This is a genomic window from Luteimonas sp. AC640a, from assembly GCF_979256585.1.
Window position 1 is genome coordinate 684378 of the sequence record NZ_CEEDOV010000010.1, and the last position, 21229, is coordinate 705606.

The 21229-nt window shown below is 64.0% G+C and carries 20 protein-coding genes; 13 read left to right on the forward strand and 7 right to left on the reverse strand.

The genetic code is table 11. The annotated features are described in order from the left end of the window. Positions 1–22 precede the first annotated feature (22 nt). From ACZ9YD_RS12140 to ACZ9YD_RS12160, 5 genes are all read right to left on the reverse strand, one after another. Positions 23–1549, reverse strand: coding sequence for an alpha/beta hydrolase (locus ACZ9YD_RS12140; RefSeq protein WP_465075467.1), 1527 nt, complete (start codon positions 1547–1549; stop codon positions 23–25). Next, complete coding sequence (locus ACZ9YD_RS12145; RefSeq protein WP_096296798.1) at positions 1546–1746, reverse strand: helix-turn-helix transcriptional regulator; 201 nt, start codon at positions 1744–1746, stop codon at positions 1546–1548. Before ACZ9YD_RS12145 ends, ACZ9YD_RS12140 begins: the two co-directional genes overlap by 4 nt. 10 nt (positions 1747–1756) lie before the next feature. Beyond that, on the reverse strand, positions 1757–2332 hold the full coding sequence (locus ACZ9YD_RS12150; protein WP_465075468.1) for a hypothetical protein: 576 nt from the start codon (positions 2330–2332) through the stop codon (positions 1757–1759). A gap of 88 nt (positions 2333–2420) precedes the next feature. Continuing rightward, entirely contained in the window at positions 2421–3623 is a 1203-nt protein-coding gene (locus ACZ9YD_RS12155; RefSeq protein WP_465075469.1) for a site-2 protease family protein, read from the reverse strand. 10 nt (positions 3624–3633) lie between these two features. After that, positions 3634–4383, reverse strand: a complete 750-nt coding sequence (locus ACZ9YD_RS12160; protein ID WP_465075470.1) for a ferredoxin--NADP reductase — start codon at positions 4381–4383, stop codon at positions 3634–3636. A 229-nt stretch (positions 4384–4612) separates the two neighbouring features. Here ACZ9YD_RS12160 and ACZ9YD_RS12165 point away from each other — a divergent pair, with 229 nt between their 5' ends. The 4 genes from ACZ9YD_RS12165 to ACZ9YD_RS12180 all read left to right on the forward strand — a co-directional run bounded on the left by ACZ9YD_RS12165 (position 4613) and on the right by ACZ9YD_RS12180 (position 7960). Beyond that, positions 4613–5575, forward strand: coding sequence for an ABC transporter ATP-binding protein (locus tag ACZ9YD_RS12165; RefSeq protein WP_465075471.1), 963 nt, complete (start codon positions 4613–4615; stop codon positions 5573–5575). After that, complete coding sequence (locus ACZ9YD_RS12170) at positions 5572–6387, forward strand: ABC transporter permease (protein WP_465075472.1); 816 nt, start codon at positions 5572–5574, stop codon at positions 6385–6387. The genes ACZ9YD_RS12165 and ACZ9YD_RS12170 overlap by 4 nt, the downstream gene beginning before the upstream one ends. A 52-nt stretch (positions 6388–6439) precedes the next feature. Then, on the forward strand, positions 6440–7396 hold the full coding sequence (gene panE / locus ACZ9YD_RS12175) for a 2-dehydropantoate 2-reductase (RefSeq protein ID WP_465075473.1): 957 nt from the start codon (positions 6440–6442) through the stop codon (positions 7394–7396). A gap of 66 nt (positions 7397–7462) precedes the next feature. Then, on the forward strand, positions 7463–7960 hold the full coding sequence (locus ACZ9YD_RS12180; RefSeq protein WP_465075474.1) for a hypothetical protein: 498 nt from the start codon (positions 7463–7465) through the stop codon (positions 7958–7960). Positions 7961–8455: 495 nt separating this feature from the next. Here the strand turns inward: ACZ9YD_RS12180 and ACZ9YD_RS12185 are convergent, their stop codons facing one another. Next, the gene (locus tag ACZ9YD_RS12185; RefSeq protein ID WP_465075475.1) at positions 8456–11035 is read right to left on the reverse strand and encodes a M16 family metallopeptidase; all 2580 of its coding nucleotides are present in this window, start codon (positions 11033–11035) and stop codon (positions 8456–8458) included. A 228-nt stretch (positions 11036–11263) separates the two neighbouring features. Between ACZ9YD_RS12185 and ACZ9YD_RS12190 the strand changes: the two genes are divergently transcribed. From ACZ9YD_RS12190 to ACZ9YD_RS12215, 6 genes are all read left to right on the forward strand, one after another. Then, a complete protein-coding gene (locus tag ACZ9YD_RS12190) occupies positions 11264–11950 on the forward strand; it encodes a pseudouridine synthase (protein WP_465075476.1) in 687 nt (228 codons plus the stop codon). A 109-nt stretch (positions 11951–12059) separates the two neighbouring features. Beyond that, complete coding sequence (gene arfB, locus ACZ9YD_RS12195) at positions 12060–12470, forward strand: alternative ribosome rescue aminoacyl-tRNA hydrolase ArfB (RefSeq protein WP_232136571.1); 411 nt, start codon at positions 12060–12062, stop codon at positions 12468–12470. A 31-nt stretch (positions 12471–12501) separates the two neighbouring features. Beyond that, a complete protein-coding gene (locus tag ACZ9YD_RS12200; RefSeq protein WP_465075477.1) occupies positions 12502–13110 on the forward strand; it encodes a lysophospholipid acyltransferase family protein in 609 nt (202 codons plus the stop codon). Positions 13111–13298: 188 nt separating this feature from the next. Further along, positions 13299–15455 carry a peptidyl-dipeptidase Dcp gene (gene dcp, locus ACZ9YD_RS12205; RefSeq protein WP_465075478.1) on the forward strand — a complete coding sequence of 719 codons (2157 nt, stop codon included), beginning with the start codon at positions 13299–13301 and terminating at the stop codon, positions 15453–15455. Between the two features lie 142 nt (positions 15456–15597). Then, positions 15598–16680 carry a hypothetical protein gene (locus ACZ9YD_RS12210; RefSeq protein WP_465075479.1) on the forward strand — a complete coding sequence of 361 codons (1083 nt, stop codon included), beginning with the start codon at positions 15598–15600 and terminating at the stop codon, positions 16678–16680. Next, on the forward strand, positions 16631–17941 hold the full coding sequence (locus tag ACZ9YD_RS12215; protein WP_465075480.1) for a hypothetical protein: 1311 nt from the start codon (positions 16631–16633) through the stop codon (positions 17939–17941). Before ACZ9YD_RS12210 ends, ACZ9YD_RS12215 begins: the two co-directional genes overlap by 50 nt. Before the next feature lie 167 nt (positions 17942–18108). On the opposite strand, the gene ACZ9YD_RS12220 is transcribed toward ACZ9YD_RS12215, so the two are convergent. Further along, positions 18109–18369: an IS110 family transposase gene (locus ACZ9YD_RS12220; protein WP_465075481.1), complete on the reverse strand. Its 261-nt coding sequence runs from the start codon at positions 18367–18369 to the stop codon at positions 18109–18111. Positions 18370–18597: 228 nt separating this feature from the next. Here ACZ9YD_RS12220 and ACZ9YD_RS12225 point away from each other — a divergent pair, with 228 nt between their 5' ends. The 3 genes from ACZ9YD_RS12225 (at position 18598) to ACZ9YD_RS12235 (ending at position 21116) form a co-directional block, all read left to right on the forward strand. Beyond that, positions 18598–19077 carry a hypothetical protein gene (locus tag ACZ9YD_RS12225; RefSeq protein WP_465075482.1) on the forward strand — a complete coding sequence of 160 codons (480 nt, stop codon included), beginning with the start codon at positions 18598–18600 and terminating at the stop codon, positions 19075–19077. A 583-nt stretch (positions 19078–19660) separates the two neighbouring features. Beyond that, the gene (locus ACZ9YD_RS12230) at positions 19661–20341 is read left to right on the forward strand and encodes an XAC0095 family protein (RefSeq protein WP_465075483.1); all 681 of its coding nucleotides are present in this window, start codon (positions 19661–19663) and stop codon (positions 20339–20341) included. A 592-nt stretch (positions 20342–20933) separates the two neighbouring features. After that, the gene (locus ACZ9YD_RS12235; protein WP_465075484.1) at positions 20934–21116 is read left to right on the forward strand and encodes a hypothetical protein; all 183 of its coding nucleotides are present in this window, start codon (positions 20934–20936) and stop codon (positions 21114–21116) included. Positions 21117–21229: the final 113 nt, after the last annotated feature.

Genomic DNA, 21229 nt, shown 5'->3' on the forward strand with positions numbered 1-21229 from the left:
GAAGTCGACAGGCGCGGCGCGGTCACGGCGACCACCCGTTGAAGCTGGTGAACGGCGGCACCGGACGCATCGCGTCCAGGCACGTGGCGTCGAGCGCCTTGGCGTCGGTCGATTCGATGAACTGCGCGAGCAGCTTGGGCGCGCAGCCGAGCGCGAACGTGCCGTGGCCCTGACCCTTGAACACCAGATGGCGACCGTTGGGCAGACCGGCCAGCACGCGCTCGGCATACGCGGGCGGCGTCACCGGGTCGAGTTCTCCCGACATCAGCAGCGCGGGGACGTCCGACTGCAGCGCCGCGGTGTGGTTGGCCGGCGGCGTACCGGTCGGCCACGTGCGGCAGGCGCCGAAGAACATGCTGGCGACACCGGGGCCGAGGATCGTGTCCGCGACGCGGCCGTCTTCGCGATACCGGCCGGCGTCTTCGGCGCAGATCACCGACCACTGCATGCCGCGGGTCATCTGGCCGCCGACGTTGCTGACCATCAGTTGCGACAGCGACATCAGCGGGCCGTAGCGGCCCTGTGCCGCTTCATCGAGGATCAGCGGCAGCAGCGACGCGGTCTGCGGTGCGTACGAGAACAGGAACGCGAGGCCGGTCACCGTGTCCGGCGTGACCACGCCATCGCGCTGCGCGCCGGTGGTCGGATCGCGATAGGTCACCGGCGCCGGCGTCGTCTGCAGCGTCGACAGCACGCCGCGCAGCTGCGCCTGCAGATCGGTCGGGAAGCGCGTCCGGCAGGCGGCGTCCTGCGCGCACTGCTTCGACTGCAGGCTGAGCGCATCCTCGAAGGTGTGCGCGAACTCGCCGCCGACGACCAGATCGTTCGGCGCCACGCCGTCGAGCACGATGCTGCGCGTGTGTTGTGGATACGCCATCGCGTACTGCTGCGCCACACGCGTGCCGTAGGAGCCGCCGACCAGGTTCAACTGTTCGGCGCCGAGTGCGGCGCGCACGGTGTCGAGGTCGCGGATCGCGTTGGCGGTCGTGTAGAAGCGCGGATCGGCGCGATCCGCCAGACCGGCGAGGCAACGGCCGACATAGGCATCGAGGTCGGTATCGGTCGGCGTGGTCAGCGCATCGAGTTCCATCGGCGCGCCATCGGCGTCCACGCAGTCGAGCGGGTTCGAACTGCCCGTGCCGCGCTGGTCGACCAGCACGATGTCGCGCTGGCGGCGCACTTCGCGCAGGCCGGCGTTGATCTGCGCGGCCAGTTCGGTCGCCGCCTGACCGGGTCCGCCAGCGAGGAAAAACACCGGGTCGGCCGTGCCGCCGTCACTTGCGTCGGCCGGCAGCCACGCGATGTTGAGACCGATCTTGCGGCCTTCCGGCGCGTCGGGATTCTCCGGCACCTCGAAGGTCGCGCACTGCGCCTCGACGCGCGTGGCGGCGTTGCCGCCGTCGAGCGTGCAGGCGTGAAACGGGATCTGGCCGAACATACGCGCCGGTCGCGCGCCGTCGCCTTCGGCGGGGGCCGGTGCACCGCCGCTGCAGCCGGCGAGCGTCGCGCTCGCGGCCAGCGCCAGCAGGGAAAGCCTCATTGCTGTCATGGAACGTCCTCGAACAGGAAAATGGATTCGATGGGCTCGGCGAACTCGCGTGCGATCCGGAACGCCAGCGGCAGGCTGGGGTCGTACTTTCCGGTTTCGATCGCGTTGATCGTCTGTCTCGATACATCCAGACGTTCGCCGAGTTGTGCTTGTGACCAGCCGCAGGCCTCGCGCAGTTCGCGCACCCGGCTCTTCATCCGCGCGCGCTCACCGGTAGCGCCGCGCGATGATGGCTTTGGCGATGCCGTAGGTGCCGCACAGCAGCGGAAACACCCACAGCATCGCCGCGCTCGCGGGCACGTCGATGACACGCGCCGCCTGCAGGAACCCTGCCGTCATGTACGCGAACGCGACCAGTGCGGCGGCGATGCAGACCGCTTCGAACTCGATGCGCTGCTGCAGCTCGTCGACGCCGCGGACGAAATGGACCATCGCCCGCAACACAAGCGCGATCGGCGCGACCGGCATCAGGGCGATCAGCGCGCGCAGCGTCGGCGCCTCGACACTGCGCAGCAGCAGCAGGGAGACGAACAGCAGCACGGTGTAGGCGCCCATGCCGATGAGTACATCGCGGGTATAGCGACGCCGCAGCGCCGGGGGCGCGTCATCGCAGGCGGTCGCGCGCCGGGACAGCGACACCACGCCGATGAGCACCGCCGACAGCAGGATCAGGGCGCTGGTCCATTCCGGCGCCGTCGGCACCAGCAGCCGCAAGGCGACCGCAGCGGCGAGCAGCAGCACGGCGACGGCGCGCAGCGGGAAACGGGCAGACGATGCGTCCATGGCGGGACCGTGTGTCAAGTTGGCTTGACACGGAGCATGCGTGGCGCGCATTGGCGTGTCAAGCGTGCTTGACATGCCGCCTGATACTTCAGGGCGCGATGGCCACGCTGTCGATCGTCTGCGCCAGCACGGCCAGGCGCTCCTCGAACACGCGGCGGCTGGCCGCGTCCGGCAGCCGTTCCGCGAGCACGTGGGCCTGTTTCAGATGCGACGCGACCGCGTCTGTGTCGCCGTCCAGGCCTGCGATTTCGGCATCGATCCATGCGCGATACGGCGACAGATCCATCAGCCCGCCTTCGCAGTGGGCACGCCAGGCAGCCAGCAAAGGGCGATCACCGACCAGCAGCGCCGCATGACTGGCGAGCGTGACCGCGATGGCGGACTGGAACACGGCAGGCGCTTTCGGAAATGCGGCGGCCAGCGCCTCGGCTTCCTGGCGCGCGGCCTCGGCATCGCGGCGATCGGAGGCGTACGACAGCCGCAACAGGCGCGCGGTCAGCTGCAGGCCGCTGCTGGCGACGTCGGCATCCACGACGGGGATCGACGTGGCCGGCCAGTCGCGCGGTCGCACATCGGCCAGACTCAGCGCCATCAACTGGTTGATCTGCAACTGCAGCGCGGCATCCGGCGTGCGACGCGCGAGATCGAGCAGGCCGCGGCCATCGGAGCGCCACCCCTCCTTGTGCAGCGGGACCAGATTGCCGAGGCCCATGAACACGGCGCCGAGCGTCACGCCCAGACCTGCGGCGATCCACCAGGTCGACATCGGCACCCAGACCACCAGGGCCAGGCACAGCGCAGCCGTCACCAGATTCGCCAGCGGCCCGCCCAGCAGGAAAACGGTCTGGTCGAGGCGCGACAGGCCACGTTCGCCGCGGGGCAGTAACGCCGCGAAGCCACCGATGCCGCGCACGCCCCCGCCGTAGCGCCAGCGCCAGCGGCCGTTGCTGCCGCGCTCGATCCGGAGCGGCCCGACACCGAACGCGATCGCGGACATACCGCGCGACAGACCCGCGAGCGCATGCCCCGCTTCGTGCAACACGATGTGCGGCCACAGCGACAGGAAGAAACCGGCCAGCAGCGCGAATCCCGTGCCGCGTGGCAGCGTTTCCAGCGCCGGCAGGCCGAGCTTCGCGAGGCCAACGCCGAACAGACCGCCAGCGAGAAACAGCGCCAGCGGCCGCAGCGCGCGCCGCCACAGTGGGCGTTTCGCTGCCGGCGCTTCGGGCGCAGGCGGCATCAGGGAGGCGAACGGGGCGTGCTGCGGCGTGGCGCTGTCGGGCGTCGTCATCCGCACCGGGTCACTTGCTGCTGACGTACTTCTCGCGACGAATCAGCGGCACCGGCAGGCCGAAGCCCTTGAGCGCCTCGAACGTCGCGTCGACCATGTTCGGATTGCCGCACAGGTAGGCGATGTCGCCCTCGCCCGGTGCGAATTCCTCGAGGAACTGCTGCACATAGCCGTGGCGGACATCGGCATGCGGCGCGTCCGGCAGCTCACGCGAGAAGCACGGGACGAAACGGAAGTTCGGGTGGGCGTCGGCGAACGCGCGGAAGTCGTCGCCATACAGCAGTTCGGCCGGCGTGCGCGCGCCCATCAGCAGCACCACCTCGACGCCACGCTCGGCGATCGCCGTCTCCAGCAGCGGCAGCATCGCCCGGTACGGAGTCACGCCGGTGCCGGTGCCGACCAGCAGATACCGGCGGTTGGTGTCCTGCGGCATTAGGCAGAAACGCCCGAACGGGCCGCTGGCCTGCACCGTGCTGCCCAGATCCATGCCTTCGAACAGCGCCGTCGCCGCGCCGCCGGGTACGTAGCTCACGGCGACTTCGATCGCCTCGCCCGGTCCGATCGCATGGTCGTGGATCGTCGCCAGCGAATACGAGCGTTTGGTCGCGGTGCCGTCGGCGTACTCGAAATGGATCTGGATGAACTGCCCGGGGATGAAGTCCAGCGGCTGGCCGTCGTCGCGGACGAAGGACAGGTGGGCAACGGTCGGCGCGACCATGCGCCGCGAGACGAGCTTGATGGGGAACTGCGTGATGGCCACTGCGGGAATTTGTCCGTGATTCGGCGAGCATCCGGCGCTGTGCGCGGCCGGTGGGGCTCCATGCGCCTATGGTAGCGGGTCGGTGCGGGGCGCCCGGTGCACAGGCCGCAACACCGCGTTGTGCCGCTGCACCGCCCCACGCATGCAACGCGCCGTTGCGGCCTGCGCCGTCGAGGCGTCCTTATACTACGGTCCCCCGCCGCGCCATCCGCGGCACGAGCGATGGACCATGCCCCCCAATTCCCAGGCAGACGCCGCCCTGTCGGTGCGCGATCTGCGTAAAACCTATGACGGCGGTGTCGAGGCGCTCAAGGGCATTTCGCTCGACGTCGCGCCCGGTGATTTCTTCGCCCTGCTCGGCCCCAACGGCGCCGGCAAGTCGACGCTGATCGGCATCATCTCCTCGCTGGTCAACAAGACCTCGGGCGACGTGCGCCTGTTCGGCACCGATCTGCACACCAACCGCGACGCGGCGATGCGCCTGATCGGCCTGGTGCCGCAGGAACTGAACTTCAACTTCTTCGAAAAGCCCTTCGACATCCTCGTCAACTACGCGGGCTTCTACGGCATCCCGCGTGCCGAGGCGATGGTGCGCGCCGAAGAGGAACTCAAGCGCGCGCAGTTGTGGGACAAGGCCACGACGATGTCGCGCACGCTCTCGGGCGGCATGAAGCGTCGGTTGATGATCGCCCGCGCGATGATGACGCGCCCGCGCCTGCTGATCCTCGACGAGCCCACCGCCGGCGTCGACATCGAGATCCGCCGCGGCATGTGGCAGACGCTCAAGGAGATCAACGCCGCCGGCACGACGATCATCCTCACCACGCATTACCTGGAAGAAGCCGAGAGCCTGTGCCGCAATCTGGCGATCATCGATCGCGGCATCATCGTCGAGCAGGGCCCGATGCGCGTGCTGCTGTCCAAGCTCGACGTCGAGGGTTTCATTTTCGACATCGACGGGACCTTGCCGACCACGCTGCCGCCGATCGAGGGCGCGGAGCTGGTCGCGACCGACGACCACACGCTGGAACTCGACATGCCGCGCGCGATGGATCTCAACCGCGTGTTCGCCACGCTCGACGGCGCCGGCATCCGCGTGCGTTCGATGCGCACCAAGTCCAACCGCCTCGAGGAACTGTTCGTGCGCATGACCGGCCCCAATGCCGCCTCGCAGCAGGAGAAAACGGCATGAACACGAAGACCACCCACACCGACGTCGCCGCCATCGAAGGCACCGCGCAGCGCCACTGGGTTGCGCTGTACACGATCGCGCGGCGCGAAATCGTCCGCATCCTGCGCATCTGGGGCCAGACCCTCGTGCCGCCGGCGATCACGATGACGCTGTACTTCCTGATCTTCGGCGGCCTGATCGGCGCGCGTGTCGGCGAGATGGACGGCATCCGCTACATGGATTTCATCGTGCCGGGCCTGGTGATGATGAGCGTGATCCAGAACAGCTACGGCAACATCTCGTCGAGTTTCTTCGGCGCGAAGTTCGGCCGCCACGTCGAAGAGCTGCTGGTCAGCCCGATGCCGAGCTGGGTGATCCTGGGTGGTTACGTGATCGGCGCGGTCGCGCGCGGTCTCGCCGTCGGTGTCATCGTGCTGTGCATCGCGATGCTGTTCACCACCGTGCGCATTCCGCATCCGCTGGTGACGTTCGCTACCGTGCTGCTGGGCGCGACGATCTTCGCGTTGGCCGGTTTCGTCAATGCGGTCTACGCGAAGAAGTTCGACGATGTCGCCATCGTGCCGATCTTCATCCTGACCCCGCTGACGTATCTGGGCGGCGTGTTCTATTCGGTCTCGCTGCTGCCCGGCTGGGCCGAAACCGCGACGCATGCCAACCCGATCTTCTACATGGTCAACGCGTTCCGCTACGGCCTGCTCGGCGTCAGCGACGTCTCGCTGGGCGTGTCGTTCGCGCTGATGATCGGCTTCGTCATCGCACTCGGCGCGCTGGCGCTGTGGCTGCTCAAGCGCGGCATCGGTCTGCGCAGCTGAGATTTACCTGCGCGCGGCGAGCGCCGCGCGCATCCCTGCACAAGGACTGGTCATGCGCATTCTCGTTCTCGGCGCCGGTGGCACCGGCGGTTACTTCGGCGGTCGCCTCGCGCAGGCCGGTGTCGACGTCACTTTCCTCGTGCGTGCCGCGCGTGCGGCGCAGCTCGAACGGGACGGCCTGCGCATCCGCAGTGGCCTGGGCGATGCGCAGTTTCCGGTGGCGCACGTCACGGCCGATGCGCTGCCCGCACTCGCCGCGGACCGGCCTTTCGATCTGGTGCTGCTGAGCTGCAAGGCCTACGACCTCGACAGCTCGATCGACGCGATCGCGCCGGCCGTGACGACGGACACCGCGGTGCTGCCGATTCTCAACGGCCTGCTGCACTACGCCGCGCTCGACGCGCGCTTCGGCGCTGCGCGCGTACTCGGCGGCCTGTGTTTCATCAGCGCGATGAAGGGTGAGGATGGCGAAGTGGTGCATCTCCCGTCGCCGCCGTCGATGACCTTCGGCGAGCGCGACGCGGCGCACAACGGCAGTGCACGCACGCGCGCGCTGGAGGCGGTGTGCGCAGGCGCCACCGGTTTCGACGCCGTGCGCAGCGACAGCTTCATGCAGGCCGCCTGGAACAAGTTCACCTTCCTCGCCGCGTTGGCCGCGGCGACCTGCCTGATGCGCGCCAGCATCGGTCGCATCGTCGACAGCGATGGCGGCAGCGCATTCCTGTCGGCGCTGCACGAGGAATGCCTCGCGGTCGCCGCCGCGGACGGTCATGCGATTCCGACCGAGGCCGCGCAGCAGGCGCGCGCACTGCTGACGAAGGCCGGTTCGACGGTCACCGCCTCGATGCTGCGCGATCTCGAGTCCGGTCAGGACGTCGAAGCGCTGCAGATCATCGGCGACCTGCGCGCGCGTGCACGCGCGGCCGGTCGCGCGGTGCCGCATGTCGACGCCGCCTGGGTGCATCTGCAGGCCTACCGCTCGCGCCGCGCCACACCGCAGACGCCCTGACGGGACACCGCCCGGCCTTCGCAACGCGTTTGCTAGGCTCGCCGCTCCCCTGATGGAGATGGCCGCATGACGCTTCCCCGTACCCGACGTTTCGCCTGCCTGCTCGTGCCCGCGGTGTTCGGCCTCGCCGCCTGTGGCGCTGCGCCGCAGCCCGCGAGCGATGACGCAACGCAGACCCAGCCGGTCGAGGACACGCAGACCCAGCCATCGGACGCCGCGCAGGCGCAGATCGAATCCGGCAAGCCGCCGGTCGATGCGCCGCTGACCGGTGATGCGGCGAGCACCATGCTGACCCAGATCGCCGGCATCGCCGGCGCGATGCACGCGGCCGCGAAGCTCTGCGATCCGAACGTGTCGGACGCGCAGCTCAATCAGGCCAAGGACCAGCTGCGCCAGGAGTTCACGAAGATGGGCGGCGACGTCGGCACCTTCGACGGCGAGTTCGCCTCCGCGCACGAAAAGACCAACGCCCAGTTCACCCAGGCCACGCCGCCACAGCAGAAGCAGATGTGCGACGAACTCGAGGCGATGGCCTCGCAGGCACCGCCCACGCCGGCGGGTTGAGTCAAGCGTGCTCTTTATGCACCTCTCCCTTTGGGAGAGGTCGACGCGCAAGGCGCGTCGGGTGAGGGCTGGTAGAGAGGACCGTTGAGAAGCGCCCTCATCCGCCCTTTGGGCACCTTCTCCCAAAGGGAGAAGGGCTCAGAAAAAGGCGCCGCAACTCTCAGCGATGACCGACCAGGCTCCCCGATCGGGCGCCGACCCATCGGCAGCAGCGAATCAGCACCTCTCCCTCTGGGAGAGAGCCAACCCCGGACCAGATCCGGGGTCGACGCGCGAGGCGCGTCGGGTGAGGGCAGGTAGAGAGGTCAATGCCTCCGTAGGATGGGTAGAGCGTCAGCGAAACCCATCAACCGTTGACGCCAACACACGACGTCGACGGTGCAACGCACTTGGGCCTCAAAAGACCGCATGGATTGTTCGCAGCGATGGGTTTCGCTTCGCTCTACCCATCCTACGAGGCTGCGTTCTTCTTCCGAGAAAGAACGCCAACGCCACTCAATCCTTGAAATCCCCACCGATGAACACCGACAACGCCTCCGGCTGCAGATGCCGCGCCATCGCCGCCCGCACGTCTTCCGGCGTCAACGCACGCAGCTTCTCTTCGAACGCGGCTGAATACGCCATGTCGCGACCGATATAGAGATTGCTGTCGAGCATGCCGACGAGTTCGGGATCATTCGCGCGTGAGGTGCGGCGGGCGCGCAGCATGCCGTCGAGTGCGTCGTCGAGTTCGGCCTGGGTGATGCCTTCGCTGCGGATGCGCTGCAGCTCCTCGCGCACCGCGGTTTCCACCTGCGCCATGTTTTCCGGCGCCGCGATCGCCGACACGCCGAACATGCCGGCATCGTCGAACACGCTGGCGGAGAAGTTCGAACCCACGCCGTAGCTCAGGCCTTCGCGCTGGCGGATGCGATCGCCCAGGCGTGACTTCATGCCCGAGCCGCCGAGGATGTAGTTGCCGATCAGCAGCGCCGGGTAATCCGCGTGGTCCTGATCCATGCGCAGCGACTGCCGCGCAATCAGCGTCGCATTGGCCTTGTCGGGCGTGTGCAGCTGTTCGTGCACCGCCTCGCGCGCGACATACGGCGCTTCGATGCGCGCGAATGGCGTCGGCAATGTCCAGTCGCCGAACAGGTCGTCGAGCTGCGTGCGCACCGCGTCCGCATCGACATCGCCGACCACCGCAATCGTCGTGCCCTCGCCCATGCCGTAGAAATCGCGATGGAAGGCGCGCACATCGTCGAGTTGCAAGGCTTCGATCAGCGCGATGCGTTCTTCGAACGTGGTCGCGTGGTAGGGGTGGCCCTTCGGAAACGCATTGAAGTGCTGCGACAGTGCCTGGTTCGCGACCGCGCCCGGTTCGCTCATGCTGCCGCGGATGCCGGTCAGCTGCTGACTACGCAGCTGAGCAAACTCGCTGTCCGGAAAGGTGGGCTTGCGCAGGACATCGGCGACGAGATCGAGCAGCGCGCCGACATGTTCGCGATCGGTCGTCGCGGCCACCGTCACCGTGGTCGCGGTGCCGCCGACGCTCAGCGTCGATCGCAGCGATGTCAGATGTCGCGACAGCGCCGCACGGTCGTAGCCTGCGCTGCCACGCATCAGCAGCGTGCCGGCCATCTGTCCGGCAGTCGCGCGGTCCTGCAGACGCTGCGCATCGCCCAGCCGCAGATTCATGCGGATCTGCACCGAATTGCCGCGCGTGTCCTTGTCGAGCACCGCGAGCTTCGCGCCGTTGGACAACGTCGACAGCTTCGTCCGTGCATCGATGTTGGCGTACGACGGATCGAAGGCTTCGCCGGCATCGAGTGCGGCGCGTGGCACGAAATCCGCCAGCGCGGCCTCGGCCGTCGGCGCTTCGGTGATCGTCACGCGCTCGACCGCGTCGGTGGGCAGGAACTGGCCGGTGGTGCGGTTGTCGCGGCGCAGATAGGTCCGCGCGACGCGCGTGACATCATCCACGGTCACCGCGTCGAGCCGATCGCGTGTGCGCAGCAGCAGACGCCAGTCGCCCTGCGCGATGGCTTCCGACAACGCCACGCCGATCGCATTCGGGTCGCGCATCGCGCGTTCGTATCCGGCGAGCATGCGCTGCTTCGCATCGTCGACCTCCGCATCGGTGAACGGCGTCGTGGTCGCGTCTTCCACCAGCGCCAGCAGCTCGGTCTGCAGCGCGTCGAGGTCGCTGCCTTCCGGCGCCTCGGCGACGAAGGTCAGATAGCCGGGTTCGTCCATCGCCAGTGCGGATGCCGACGCACCGGTCGCGCGGCCCGGTTCGATCAGCGCGCGATGCAGGCGTCCGCCCGGCGTGCTGCCCAGTACCTGCGACAGCACCGCCACCGCTGCGCTGTCGTCATGGCGGCCGGCAGGAATGTGATAGCCGGCGACGAGATACGGCGTGCGTCCCACGCGGCGCACCACCACGTGACGTTCGCCGTCCTGCGCGGGTTCGCGCGTGTAGGTCACCGGCAACGCACGCGTCGGCTTCGGCAACGCGCCGAAGCTCGCACCGACCACGGCCAGTGCCTGCTCTGGATCGAAATCGCCGGCGATGACCAGCACTGCGTTATCGGGCTGATACCAGGTGCGATAGAACGCCTGCAGCCGGTCGATCGGCACGTTCTCCACATCGCTGCGCGCACCGATCGTCGCGTTGCCGTAGTTGTGCCACTGGTAGGCCGCGCCCATTACGCGCTGCACCAGCGCGCGCACCGGATTGTTCTCGCCCGATTCCATCTCGTTGCGCACGACTGTCATCTCGCTGTCGAGATCCTCGCGCGCGATGCGCGAGTTGACCATGCGGTCGGCCTCCATGCGCAGCACCCAGTCCAGCGTGTCGGCATCGGTGGAGAAGCTTGCGAAGTAGTTGGTGCGGTCCAGCCACGTGGTGCCGTTGAAGCGCACGCCGCGGCGGCGCATTTCGCCGGGAATATCGGTGTGCGTCGGCGTGCCCTTGAACACCAAGTGTTCGAGCAGATGCGCCATGCCGGTTTCGCCGTAGCCCTCGTGGCGCGAACCCACGCGGTAGGTCACGTTGACCGTGGTCACCGGCTTGCTGTTGTCGGGAAACAGCACCAGCGCCAGGCCGTTGTCGAAGCGCTACTCGCGGATGCCTTCGGCTTCGTGCACCGGTGCATCGAGCTGCGGCGGCGCGGCCCACAGCGGCCATGCGGCGCCGAGCAACAGCACCACGACACAGGCACGCAGACGACGTTGCATGCGGATCCCCCGTTGGCGAAGACGATCGACGAAAATAGCAGATCAGTTGCGGCCGACCGGCGGCGGCACACCAGTGGATTCACGATGATCGAAGTGCGTTACATCGACGAATGGCTGGCCGTCGTCAACAAGCCAGCGGGCCTGATGGTCCACGACAGCGCACTCGCGCGCGACGAACACGACTTCCTCGCCGATCGCCTGCGCGAACAGTTCGGCCGACCGCTGTTCCTGATCCACCGGCTCGACCGCGCGACCAGCGGCGGCCTGCTCGTGGCCTTCGATCGCGACACTGCGTCCGCACTCGGCACGCAGTGGATGGCCCGCAGCGTCGAAAAGCACTACCTCGCGATCTGCCGCGGCTGGCCGGATGACATCGTCGTCGATCACCCGCTCGATGGCGGCCCCGGCAAGCCGGTGAAGAAACCTGCGGTTACGCGTTTCACCCGACTGGCGACGACCGAACTGTCGGTGCCGTCGGCGGGTTTCCCGACGTCGCGCTATGCACTGCTGCGCGCCGAACCGATGACCGGCCGCTTCCGCCAGATCCGCCGGCACCTCAAGCATCTGTCGCATCACCTGATCGGCGACACCAGCCACGGCGACGGCCGCCACAACCGCAACTTCCGCATGCTCGGTATCCACCGCATGTTGCTGCACGCCGAGCGCGTGGGGTTCGATCATCCGCAGACGGGCGCGCGCCTGGTGGTGGACACGCCGCCCGGCGACGAGTTCGCGAAGGCGTTGATGTTGTTTCCGGGAATGCCGGCGTAGTGGCTCAAGCCCTCCCCCGTTCACGGGGGAGGGCTCGAAAGCGGCTTCGCCGGCGCGCATGCAAGCCCAGCGACCGCCCCTCCACCCCCACCCTCTACAATCGCCGCCCATGTCCACGCCGCCCGCCATTCCAGAAGACGAACTCGTCGAACGTTTCGTGCGCGCGAGTGGTCCCGGTGGCCAGAACGTCAACAAGGTCTCGACCGCGGTCGAGCTGCGCTTCGACATCGCCGGCTCGCCCTCGTTGCCCGAACACGTGCGCACGCGGTTGCTGGCACGTCGCGACCGGCGCATCACCGAAGCCGGTGTGCTGGTGATCAACGCGCAACGCTTCCGCACCCAGGACCGCAACCGCGAAGACGCGCGCGAGCGTCTGGCCGCTTTCGTCGCCTTCGGTTACGAAGTGCCCAAGGCGCGCGTCGCGACCAAGCCCACACGCGGCTCGAAAGAGCGGCGACTCGGGGCGAAACGCGAACGCAGTACCATCAAGCGCGGTCGCGCCACGCGCGACTGGGATTGATCCCGTCACATTGGCCCTGCGCCGAGGACGCATGAGTACTTCGAAGTATCCGTTCCTGGTTCCCGTTCCACCGCGCGCGCCGCGTGTCAGGCCCAGCCGCCTTGCACGCTGGGTCGGCCGCAGCATCCTGCGTGTCGGTGGCTGGCGCATCGTCGGTGAACTGCCCGACGTCCCGCGCCTGGTGCTGATCGGTGCGCCGCACTCGTCCAACTGGGACGGCGTCTGGGGCTTCGCCGCCAAGGCCGCGCTGGGCCTCGACATCCGCGTGCTCGGCAAGGACTCGCTGTTCCGTATCCCGGTGCTCGGCTGGGCGCTGCGCGCGCTCGGTGTGATTCCGGTCGACCGCAGCCGCGCCTCGCGCGTCATCGAACAGGCCGCCGCCGCGATCAATGGCAATGACGCCTTCTGGTACGGCCTCGCGCCCGAGGGCACGCGCAAGCGTGTCGAACGCTGGAAGACCGGCTTCTGGAAGATCGCCAAGGCCGCCAACGTGCCGATCCAGACGCTGTACTTCCATTACCCCGACAAGGTCATCGGCTTCGGCCCGATGTTCCAGCCCAGCGACGATGCCGACGCCGACATGGCGATGATCCGCAACTGGTATGCGCCCTGGATGGGCAAGCACCGCGGCACCGTCTGAGCGTTCACCAGGACGCGTGCACCGAGTGACCCGTCGCGGCCGCGCCGCGCCCTCCCGCACCACAAGCTGAACTGGCCAACGAACGGCACATACCCAAGTGCCCGCGACAGGCGCACGCTGCGCGGCTGGCGGGCCGCGCCCAGCGCGACCGACGCTATCCCTGCGTTGTCTTTCCGGAGTTCCCTCCCATGTTGCGTACGCTGCTCCTGTCTTCCGCGATCGCGCTGGCGCTGTCCGCCTGCGGCGACCGCACGCCCACCGAGCCCACGATGCCTGCCACCGATACCGCCGCCACCGCCGCGCCCGCCGAGAACGCCCTGTTCACCGCCAGCGCGCTGCCGTTCCAGGCCCCGCCCTTCGACAAGCTGAAAGACGCCGACTACCAGCCGGCCATCGAAGAAGGCATGAAGCAGCACCTGGCCGAGATCCGCGCCATCGCCGACAACCCAGACGCGCCGACTTTCGAGAACACCATCGAAGCCATGGAGCGCAGCGGCGAACTGCTGACCCGCGCGACCAATGTGTTCTTCATGCTCACCGGCGCCAACACCAATCCGGCGCTGCAGACCGCCGAGGAAGCGCTGGCGCCGAAGCTCGCCGAGCACAGCGACGCGATCTATCTCGATCCCGCCCTGTTCGCCCGCGTCGAAACCATCTACGAAGCGCGTGACGCGCTGACCGATCCGCAGCAGAAGCGTCTGGTCGAGCATTACCAGGAGTCCTTCGTGCGCGCGGGCGCGCAGCTGTCGGAGCGCGAGGACGGCAAACCGTTGCTGCGCAAGCTCAACATCGAGGAAAGCTCGCTGTCGACGGCGTTCGGCAACAAGCTGCTCGCGGCCGGCAACGCCGGCGGCGTGTTCGTCACCGATGTCGCCGAACTCGACGGCCTGGATGACGGCGCGATCGCCGCCGCCGCCGATGCCGCCAAGGCCGCCGGTAAAGAAGGCCAGTGGCTGCTGAGCCTGCAGAACACGACGCAGCAGCCGGTGCTCGCCTCGCTGAAGAACCGCGCCCTGCGCGAGCGCGTGCTCGCCGCGTCCACCGGCCGCGCCGAAAAGGGCGACGCCAACGACACCCGCGCCACCATCCAGCGACTCGCCGAACTGCGCGCGCAGAAGGCGCAGCTGCTCGGCTTCCCGAACTACGCCGCCTACAGCATTGCCGACCAGATGGCGAAGACGCCGGAAGCCGCACTCAAGCTGCTCACCGACACCGTGCCCGCCGCCACCGCGCGTGCGCGCGCCGAGCTCGCCAAGATCCAGGGCGTGGTCGATGCACAGAACGGCGGCTTCACCGCCGGCGCCGCCGATTGGGATTTCTACGCCGAGCAGGTCCGCAAGGCCGAGTTCGATCTCGACGAGTCGCAGATCAAGCCCTACTTCGAGCTCGACCGCGTGCTCAACGACGGCGTGTTCTTCGCCGCCAACCAGCTCTACGGCATCACCGCCAAGGAGCGGAAGGACATCCCCGTCTACCACCCCGACGTGCGCGTGTTCGACATCTTCGACGCCGACGGCAAGCAGCTCGCCCTGTTCTATCTCGACCCCTTCAAGCGCGACAGCAAGCAGGGCGGCGCGTGGATGGGCAACTTCGTCGAGCAGAACGGCCTGACCGGCACCATTCCCGTCGTCTACAACGTCGAGAACTTCACCAAGCCCGCCGCCGGCCAGCCCGCGCTGCTGAGCTTCGACGACGTGACCACCCTGTTCCACGAGTTCGGCCACGCGCTGCACGGCTTCTTCTCGAACACGAAGTACCCGTCGGTCGCCGGCACCAACACCCCGCGCGACTTCGTCGAGTTCCCTTCGCAGTTCAACGAGCACTGGGCGCTCGATCCCAAGGTCTTCGCCAACTACGCCAAGCACTACCAGACCGGCGACGCCATGCCGCAAGAACTGGTCGACAAGATCGTCACCGCCCGCACCTTCAACCAGGGCTACGCCACCACCGAGTACCTCTCGGCCGCCCTGCTCGATCTCGCCTGGCACACCCTGCCCGCGGGCGAAGCCAAGCAGGACGTCGATGCCTTCGAGAAGCAGGCGCTCGAGAAGTACAAGGTCGACCTCGCCGCCGTGCCGCCGCGCTATCGCACCAGCTACTTCAGCCACATCTGGGGCGGCGGTTACGCGGCCGGCTACTACGCCTACTTCGGCGCCGAAGTCCTCGACCACGACGCCTTCCAGTGGTTCCGCGAGAACGGCGGCCTGACCCGCGAGAACGGCCAGATCTTCCGTGACAAGATTCTGTCGATCGGCCACTCGCAGGATCTCGCAGTGGCGTATCGCGAGTTCCGCGGAAAGGAGCCGAGCGTGGAGCCGTTGCTGGAGCATCGTGGGTTGAAGTGAGGTAGGCCTTAAATTCTAGAAGGATGCAGGAGGGGTGCCCAATTTGGGCGCCCCTCTTGCTTTAGAAGCTCGAAAAGTCAACTCTGATCTACGTTCTCGAAGTCATCAACAGCAATAACCGTGGTTCAGGGAGGAAGCAACCATGAGTTTTTTTTCAGATGAAGAGCTGGCTAATCTCGCAATTGTAAGGATGAACTTTCAGGTTATTGGAGATGGCGATTTCATCGCAAGAGCTCGAATGCAGGAAGTGGAGCATGCAGAGTTCTTTCTTGAACGAATTCTCGCCGTCGATGTCGCGCCTGTTTTCCAATTCGAGAAAGACAGTGAAACCAAGAGGACGCTCGAAGAGGTCTCAACTCCAGCAAAGCAGTTTGCTACCGGCGCCACTTCCCTAGCTAAGGACTTTCACCGTCTTCACCGTGGAGGGCAAACTGGAAAAGGAGCATTTTTCTGCTTCGAACTTTCGTGCGGAAAACCCGAAACCAAGCTGTTTGCCATGCTCAAATACGACTACAGCGAAGTCCTCACGCCATTTCGAAAGCCTCGCGATTCTCAAAGTACGAGACAGCTACGCCGTATCGTCGAAGCGTTCATAAAAGATAAGCGTGCCTTACAGAAGTCGGCTCTATTTCGCGTAGTCGATGGTGTCTGTGAGAGTTCGGTCGCTGCGAAGGACCGTGCAGCGCGTTCTCCCGATATCACTGGCTTCTATTCCACATTCCTTGGTGTGACACGAGAGCGAGACGATATCGAATTGAACAAAGCTGTATCCGACGCAGTTCTCGATATTTTGAAGTCTTGTCCAGATGAAACGTGGCCAAGCGGCCCGGCAGTAGCTCGCGCTACGATTATTGATAGTTTGCGCAGGTCCGTACAGATTGATAATCGGGCGATAGTCGATGCGGTCTTTGTCGCAGCCGGCCGACCAGAAGACGAGATAGAAGCCGAAGAGCTGAGAGAAATAACACTAGCCTTTCTTCGAAAACGAAAAATTGCTGGGCTAAGTTTTGCCCCCAATCTTCAAATCTTGAGGTCGGCAGCAAAACGAAAGATAAGAACAAAGGAAAAGGTAAGCATCGAGTACCCCGAGTCGCTTCAGAACGTGCGAGTAACGACGGTTATTAAGGACAATGGTTTCGCAACCATAACGATAACTACAGAGAAGATCGAAGTCGATGAAACAGTCTCTGAAACCATTGGCGCACTTCGTAGAGCAGCTGATTGAAAAAAATGAAGTGAGCGTTTCTGAGGGCGTGGATAAATCCATAACGATAAACGGTCTGTCAGTTGACGATTCGCGAACGCTTGTAGAGATACTGAGAAAGAACGGCATGCCTTGCGATATTACGGATGCGGCTGAGTTTTCGGTGCTGGAAGATGCGCTGCATTCGGGGCTTGAGCCTTACAGCGTTTCGTTTGATAAGCCTGAAGTGGATGTTGGGATTGGGTTCTTAACTATTAAAGCCTTTAGAAGCTGGCTCGATGGTGCTCCCTCATCGGTTGGTCTGGTCCGCGTTGCATCCTCAAATGTTGGATTTGAAACCCTAGGATTTAAGATTTGTTCTTGGGAGGAAGACTGTAAAGTTGTTAATCATCTTCGCATCAAATCGCCGCGCGAACTTGTCAGGTCATTAGGCGGCGCGGATCTTGTGCCAGCTGACGTAAGACCATTTGTATTGACAGCTGAGAGCCCCACCCCGTGGGGTGACCCTGCGTTCAAAGCGTGGTTGCCGGCCTCTTTTCAGGCCGGATCAACGTGTCTCGCTTCGGAGGCTGAAAGCTCTAGGTTGGAATTCGCTGGACCGCCAAAGCTTATCTGCGAGACAGATCATGGATGGCATCCGTCAGAGCTCGGAAGTGACGGTTTCTTGGACCTGCAAGCAGCGCTGCGATGGGTATATGAGATTGGACGCGAATCTGAGATCCGTCACCGAATCTTCGCTCACGAACTCTCTCGGGTAGCGGAACGCGGAAGTAAGCGAGTTGCTGCTGTGATCAAGGAAGCTTGTGCCGTTGCTTTGGACGGCGCCAAGATTACCTATCGCTTTGGTTTGTATGAACAAAGCAAAGATGCAATGAAAAGCCTTGAGGATCTAAGGAAGGTCGTTAATGAAGAGACGTCCAAGATATCCGATAACTTTAAGCAGCTATCTCTTGGTACCGCTGGGGCCTTATTCTATGGACTTGCATTGATAGCAGGAAAACTGACCAGTCAAGTTCCAGCCTGGGTGTTTAACGTAATGGCCCTGATAGGGCTCGCGTACTTGATCTCAATAATTTACGCAAACTGGGTCTTTCTGACGCAACAGAGACAATTTAGAGTTAAGTGGAGGCGTAAGATCTATCGCTACTTGACTATAAGTGAGTACCGCGAGTTGGTTACCTCTCCGTTGCGATCTGGAGAGTCGTCTGTGTTTGTGATGCTATGGATTTCAGGCGCGCTCGGTGCACTGATGGTGCTTTGCGTAGTACTAAGTGGGCGATAGTGGATAACGGTGCCAAGTTCACGTAGCTCCGCTAGAAGGCGAGTAACAGGGGTCAGAGAGCAATTTCTCCCGAGGCCACGTCGGTACTAGTAGAGGATCGGGGAGTTGCGCTAGATGACATGTGGGAATTTGCTAATCGCACCGAACAAGGGTCGGAGTGCTATTTATTAGGTCGCGCGCGCGAAGTCCCGCTCCTGTCGCGGATTGATCCGCGATGCCCACACACCGGCATGGCTGCAGGCTTCAAGCATCACGTCCTCGTAGCCGCCCGTGGCCTCGACCACGACACGTGCATCGCCGATGCCTTGCAATCGACGCACGAGCTTGCGGGTACCGGCTGCGCTGTTGGCGAATTGCGTCACGACGGATGCGCCGTCGATGACGACATCCAGTGCCGCCTTGCCCACATCGATTCCCACTGCCGTCATCGCAATTATCCGATAGAGTTAACCTGTCGAGAGCATCGCGCCCGGGCCCACGCTTATCGGTACGAGAGTTGCCTCGTGCAGCTTTTCGGGCGCAAGGCGCGAGATCCGGCGTGTGGCCCTTGCTGGAACGGTGTTGCTGACATCGAGGCGTTATCGGCCGCTCACGCCGGGCTCTCGGCACCTACAGTAGGGAAAGTGTAAAACATAAGCTGACTCACGGTGATGATTATGGATTCCGAAGCAAGAATTGAAGTAACAATCGAATTCGATCAGTTCATAACGAAGTACGATCTTGCATCGATCATTGACGATATAGATAGCGTCGTTGAGGAATACTATGAATGGACTCGGTTTGGCACGCTTTCCGACACATACTTCCACCCTCGCAAGCGGTCAAGCGAGCTTTCATACGTGGGTATCACAGGTGTTAGATCAGGATCAGCAACCCTGATGGTTCTCTTGGGGGCTGGGGTTGGACTTTATGTTTCAAGGCATTTTCGAAAGGGCTTGTCAAAGAGCACTTTGGCTGCGGAAATCGAAAGAAGCGGAGTGCTAACTGGCAACATAGTTGCCAAAAAGTTGCTTGGGCCAATCAATGACCGACTTGCTCGGTACGCGGATAAACAAATTTACAATGGCGGTAACATTCGAAGTGTGGACGTCAAATTGCTCCTTCCGCCAAAAGATCCCCAGCAGGATGATTCCTAACAGTGCCGTAAGGAGCTTCCTGTCAAATCCGAGTGCATGACAGCCGCGCCTGAGCGTTGAGGCATTTGCTGTTCTCCTTTTGTCGGGTGCTGCAGTACCACTCGCCAGAGTGATTCGGTGATTCAGCCGTTGCAGACTGCGGCGATAACGGTGCCAGGTTCACTTAATTCTGCAGGCCAGGCATCACTCCTAGCGCCGAGTAAACAGAGGCGGACTGTAATCATTAATAGGTCACGTTGTTACCGGAAGGGGATGCATAGTCGCGTTAGGTGCGACCGCATCGGAATTTCCGACCCGTGCCATGCAAGTTCTCCGACTTGACCGGCAACGTCGAGCCGTAGCAGACTCGGCCACAAGGAGCCTAGAAACTCCTCTTAGAGCGGTACCCACCTCCGACAAACTGGTGGGTTTTTTGTGCCCGTCGTTTCGCGGGCGCAACCGACGCGATGCCTGCGTCGGGAGGGCGGCTAATACAACACCCTTCGGGGGAATACGCCCGCCGGCTCTAAGCGGTTTCTAGCCTCCCGACTTCCCGTCCACCGTTCCGGTGGCCGGGCACTTCATGGATTGAGGAGAGGCGACGATGTCGAAGTTCGAAATGGATGCCGAAGAGACGGTGGGCTATTTCCTGCCCGAGGACAGCCAGTTCCGGCTGAAGAAGCTGCGCGAGCACATGGATTTCCTGTCACGTGTGGCGCAGCCGCGCACGGCGAACGAGGACGACGAGTACATCCCGGACATTCGTGCAGGCGAGGTGGCGGTGTGCCTGGAGCTGCTGGGCGAACAGGTGGAGCTGGTGCTGGACGAGGTGACGTTCCCGGCGATGCGGAAGGCACGCAAGGCGCGAGCTGCGGCCGAGGACACCGAAGGTGACGATGACGATGAGGACGAAGACGGCACAGAGGTTGACGACGCTATCGACGTGCACGCAGCCGACGCCGACGCGCCGATACTGCGCTTCGGTGTGACGCTGGACCAGATCGATGCGCTCAACCGCCTGCTCGAACTGATTTCAGCGCATGGTGATGTGGTGTCCGCCGGCGAGATGGCGGACTACGCGACGCAGACGATGCCTGTCGTGGGACACGCGATCTTCGACCACGCGGCCAAGGTGCGCGAGATCCTTCTGCAAGTTGAAGATCAGACTCTTGATCAAAGCTCGGCGCAGAACCGCGTTCGTGAAGCGCCGCCTGCTTATGGCGTGATGCCTCATCACCGCGCACTGGCGCGCGTCCAGTCTGCTACCGGCCTACGGCCGCACTGATCGCAGTACCAGAACCGGGGTGCGGGCAGACGCTCGCCGTCTGTCCGCACCCGGATGCATAGGCAGGACTACGAGATCTGAGGTCGGGATGCATCTCGTGATGACTGTCGACATGGAAGACGTGGCGCATAGTGAGTAGGCAACTGCGCAGCGTGGGCTGAAGATCGTCGACAGTTGCTTGCGTATGGGAAGAGCTGCGCTCAAGAATTAGTGGAGGCTGGCCCTTCTAGCTCAGTCAATCGAAAGGAGTAGAGAATTGTCACGGACGATCGTCACACTCAGTTTGGCCTCATCACTTGCGGCAATTGCGATGTCCTCATGGGCATTTATGAGCTCCAATCGCGCCGTTAGCTCCGAGAGAGTCATTACGGGCAAGGGGCTGCGGACTAAGTGTTCCAGGTTCACTTAATATCGTTCGAACCGTTGCGCGCGATAGCCGCGTTGCGATAACGGTGTAGTTTTACTTAACTTCTGGAGATCTGAGGCGATGAATAGACTAACCGCTGCAGTGGGAATTGCCGCTTTATTAGCATCGTTCGGCGCTCTCGCGTCGAACACTGTTTCAACGCGATGGGCGCCGTTGGAGAATTCGATGGAAGCGCTGCTCAATGATGGCTGGCGTATCACTTCGAGCGCCATCGTGCGCGCCAACTACGAATCGGACAGCCGAAACAGGTTCACGTTCACGCTCGAGAAGTCCGCAAAGTTCGTGATCTGCATCGTGGACGACCCGGGTCCGAACGATGCCGTCTCCGCATGCAGAGCGCTCAACTGACTGCACGTGGGATAACGGCGCCAGGTTTACCTATCACCTCTCTGCGCAGATAACGAGATAACTGGGTCAGGTTCACATCCGGCGCATAGTTGTCCATTCGAATCGATGCCGCT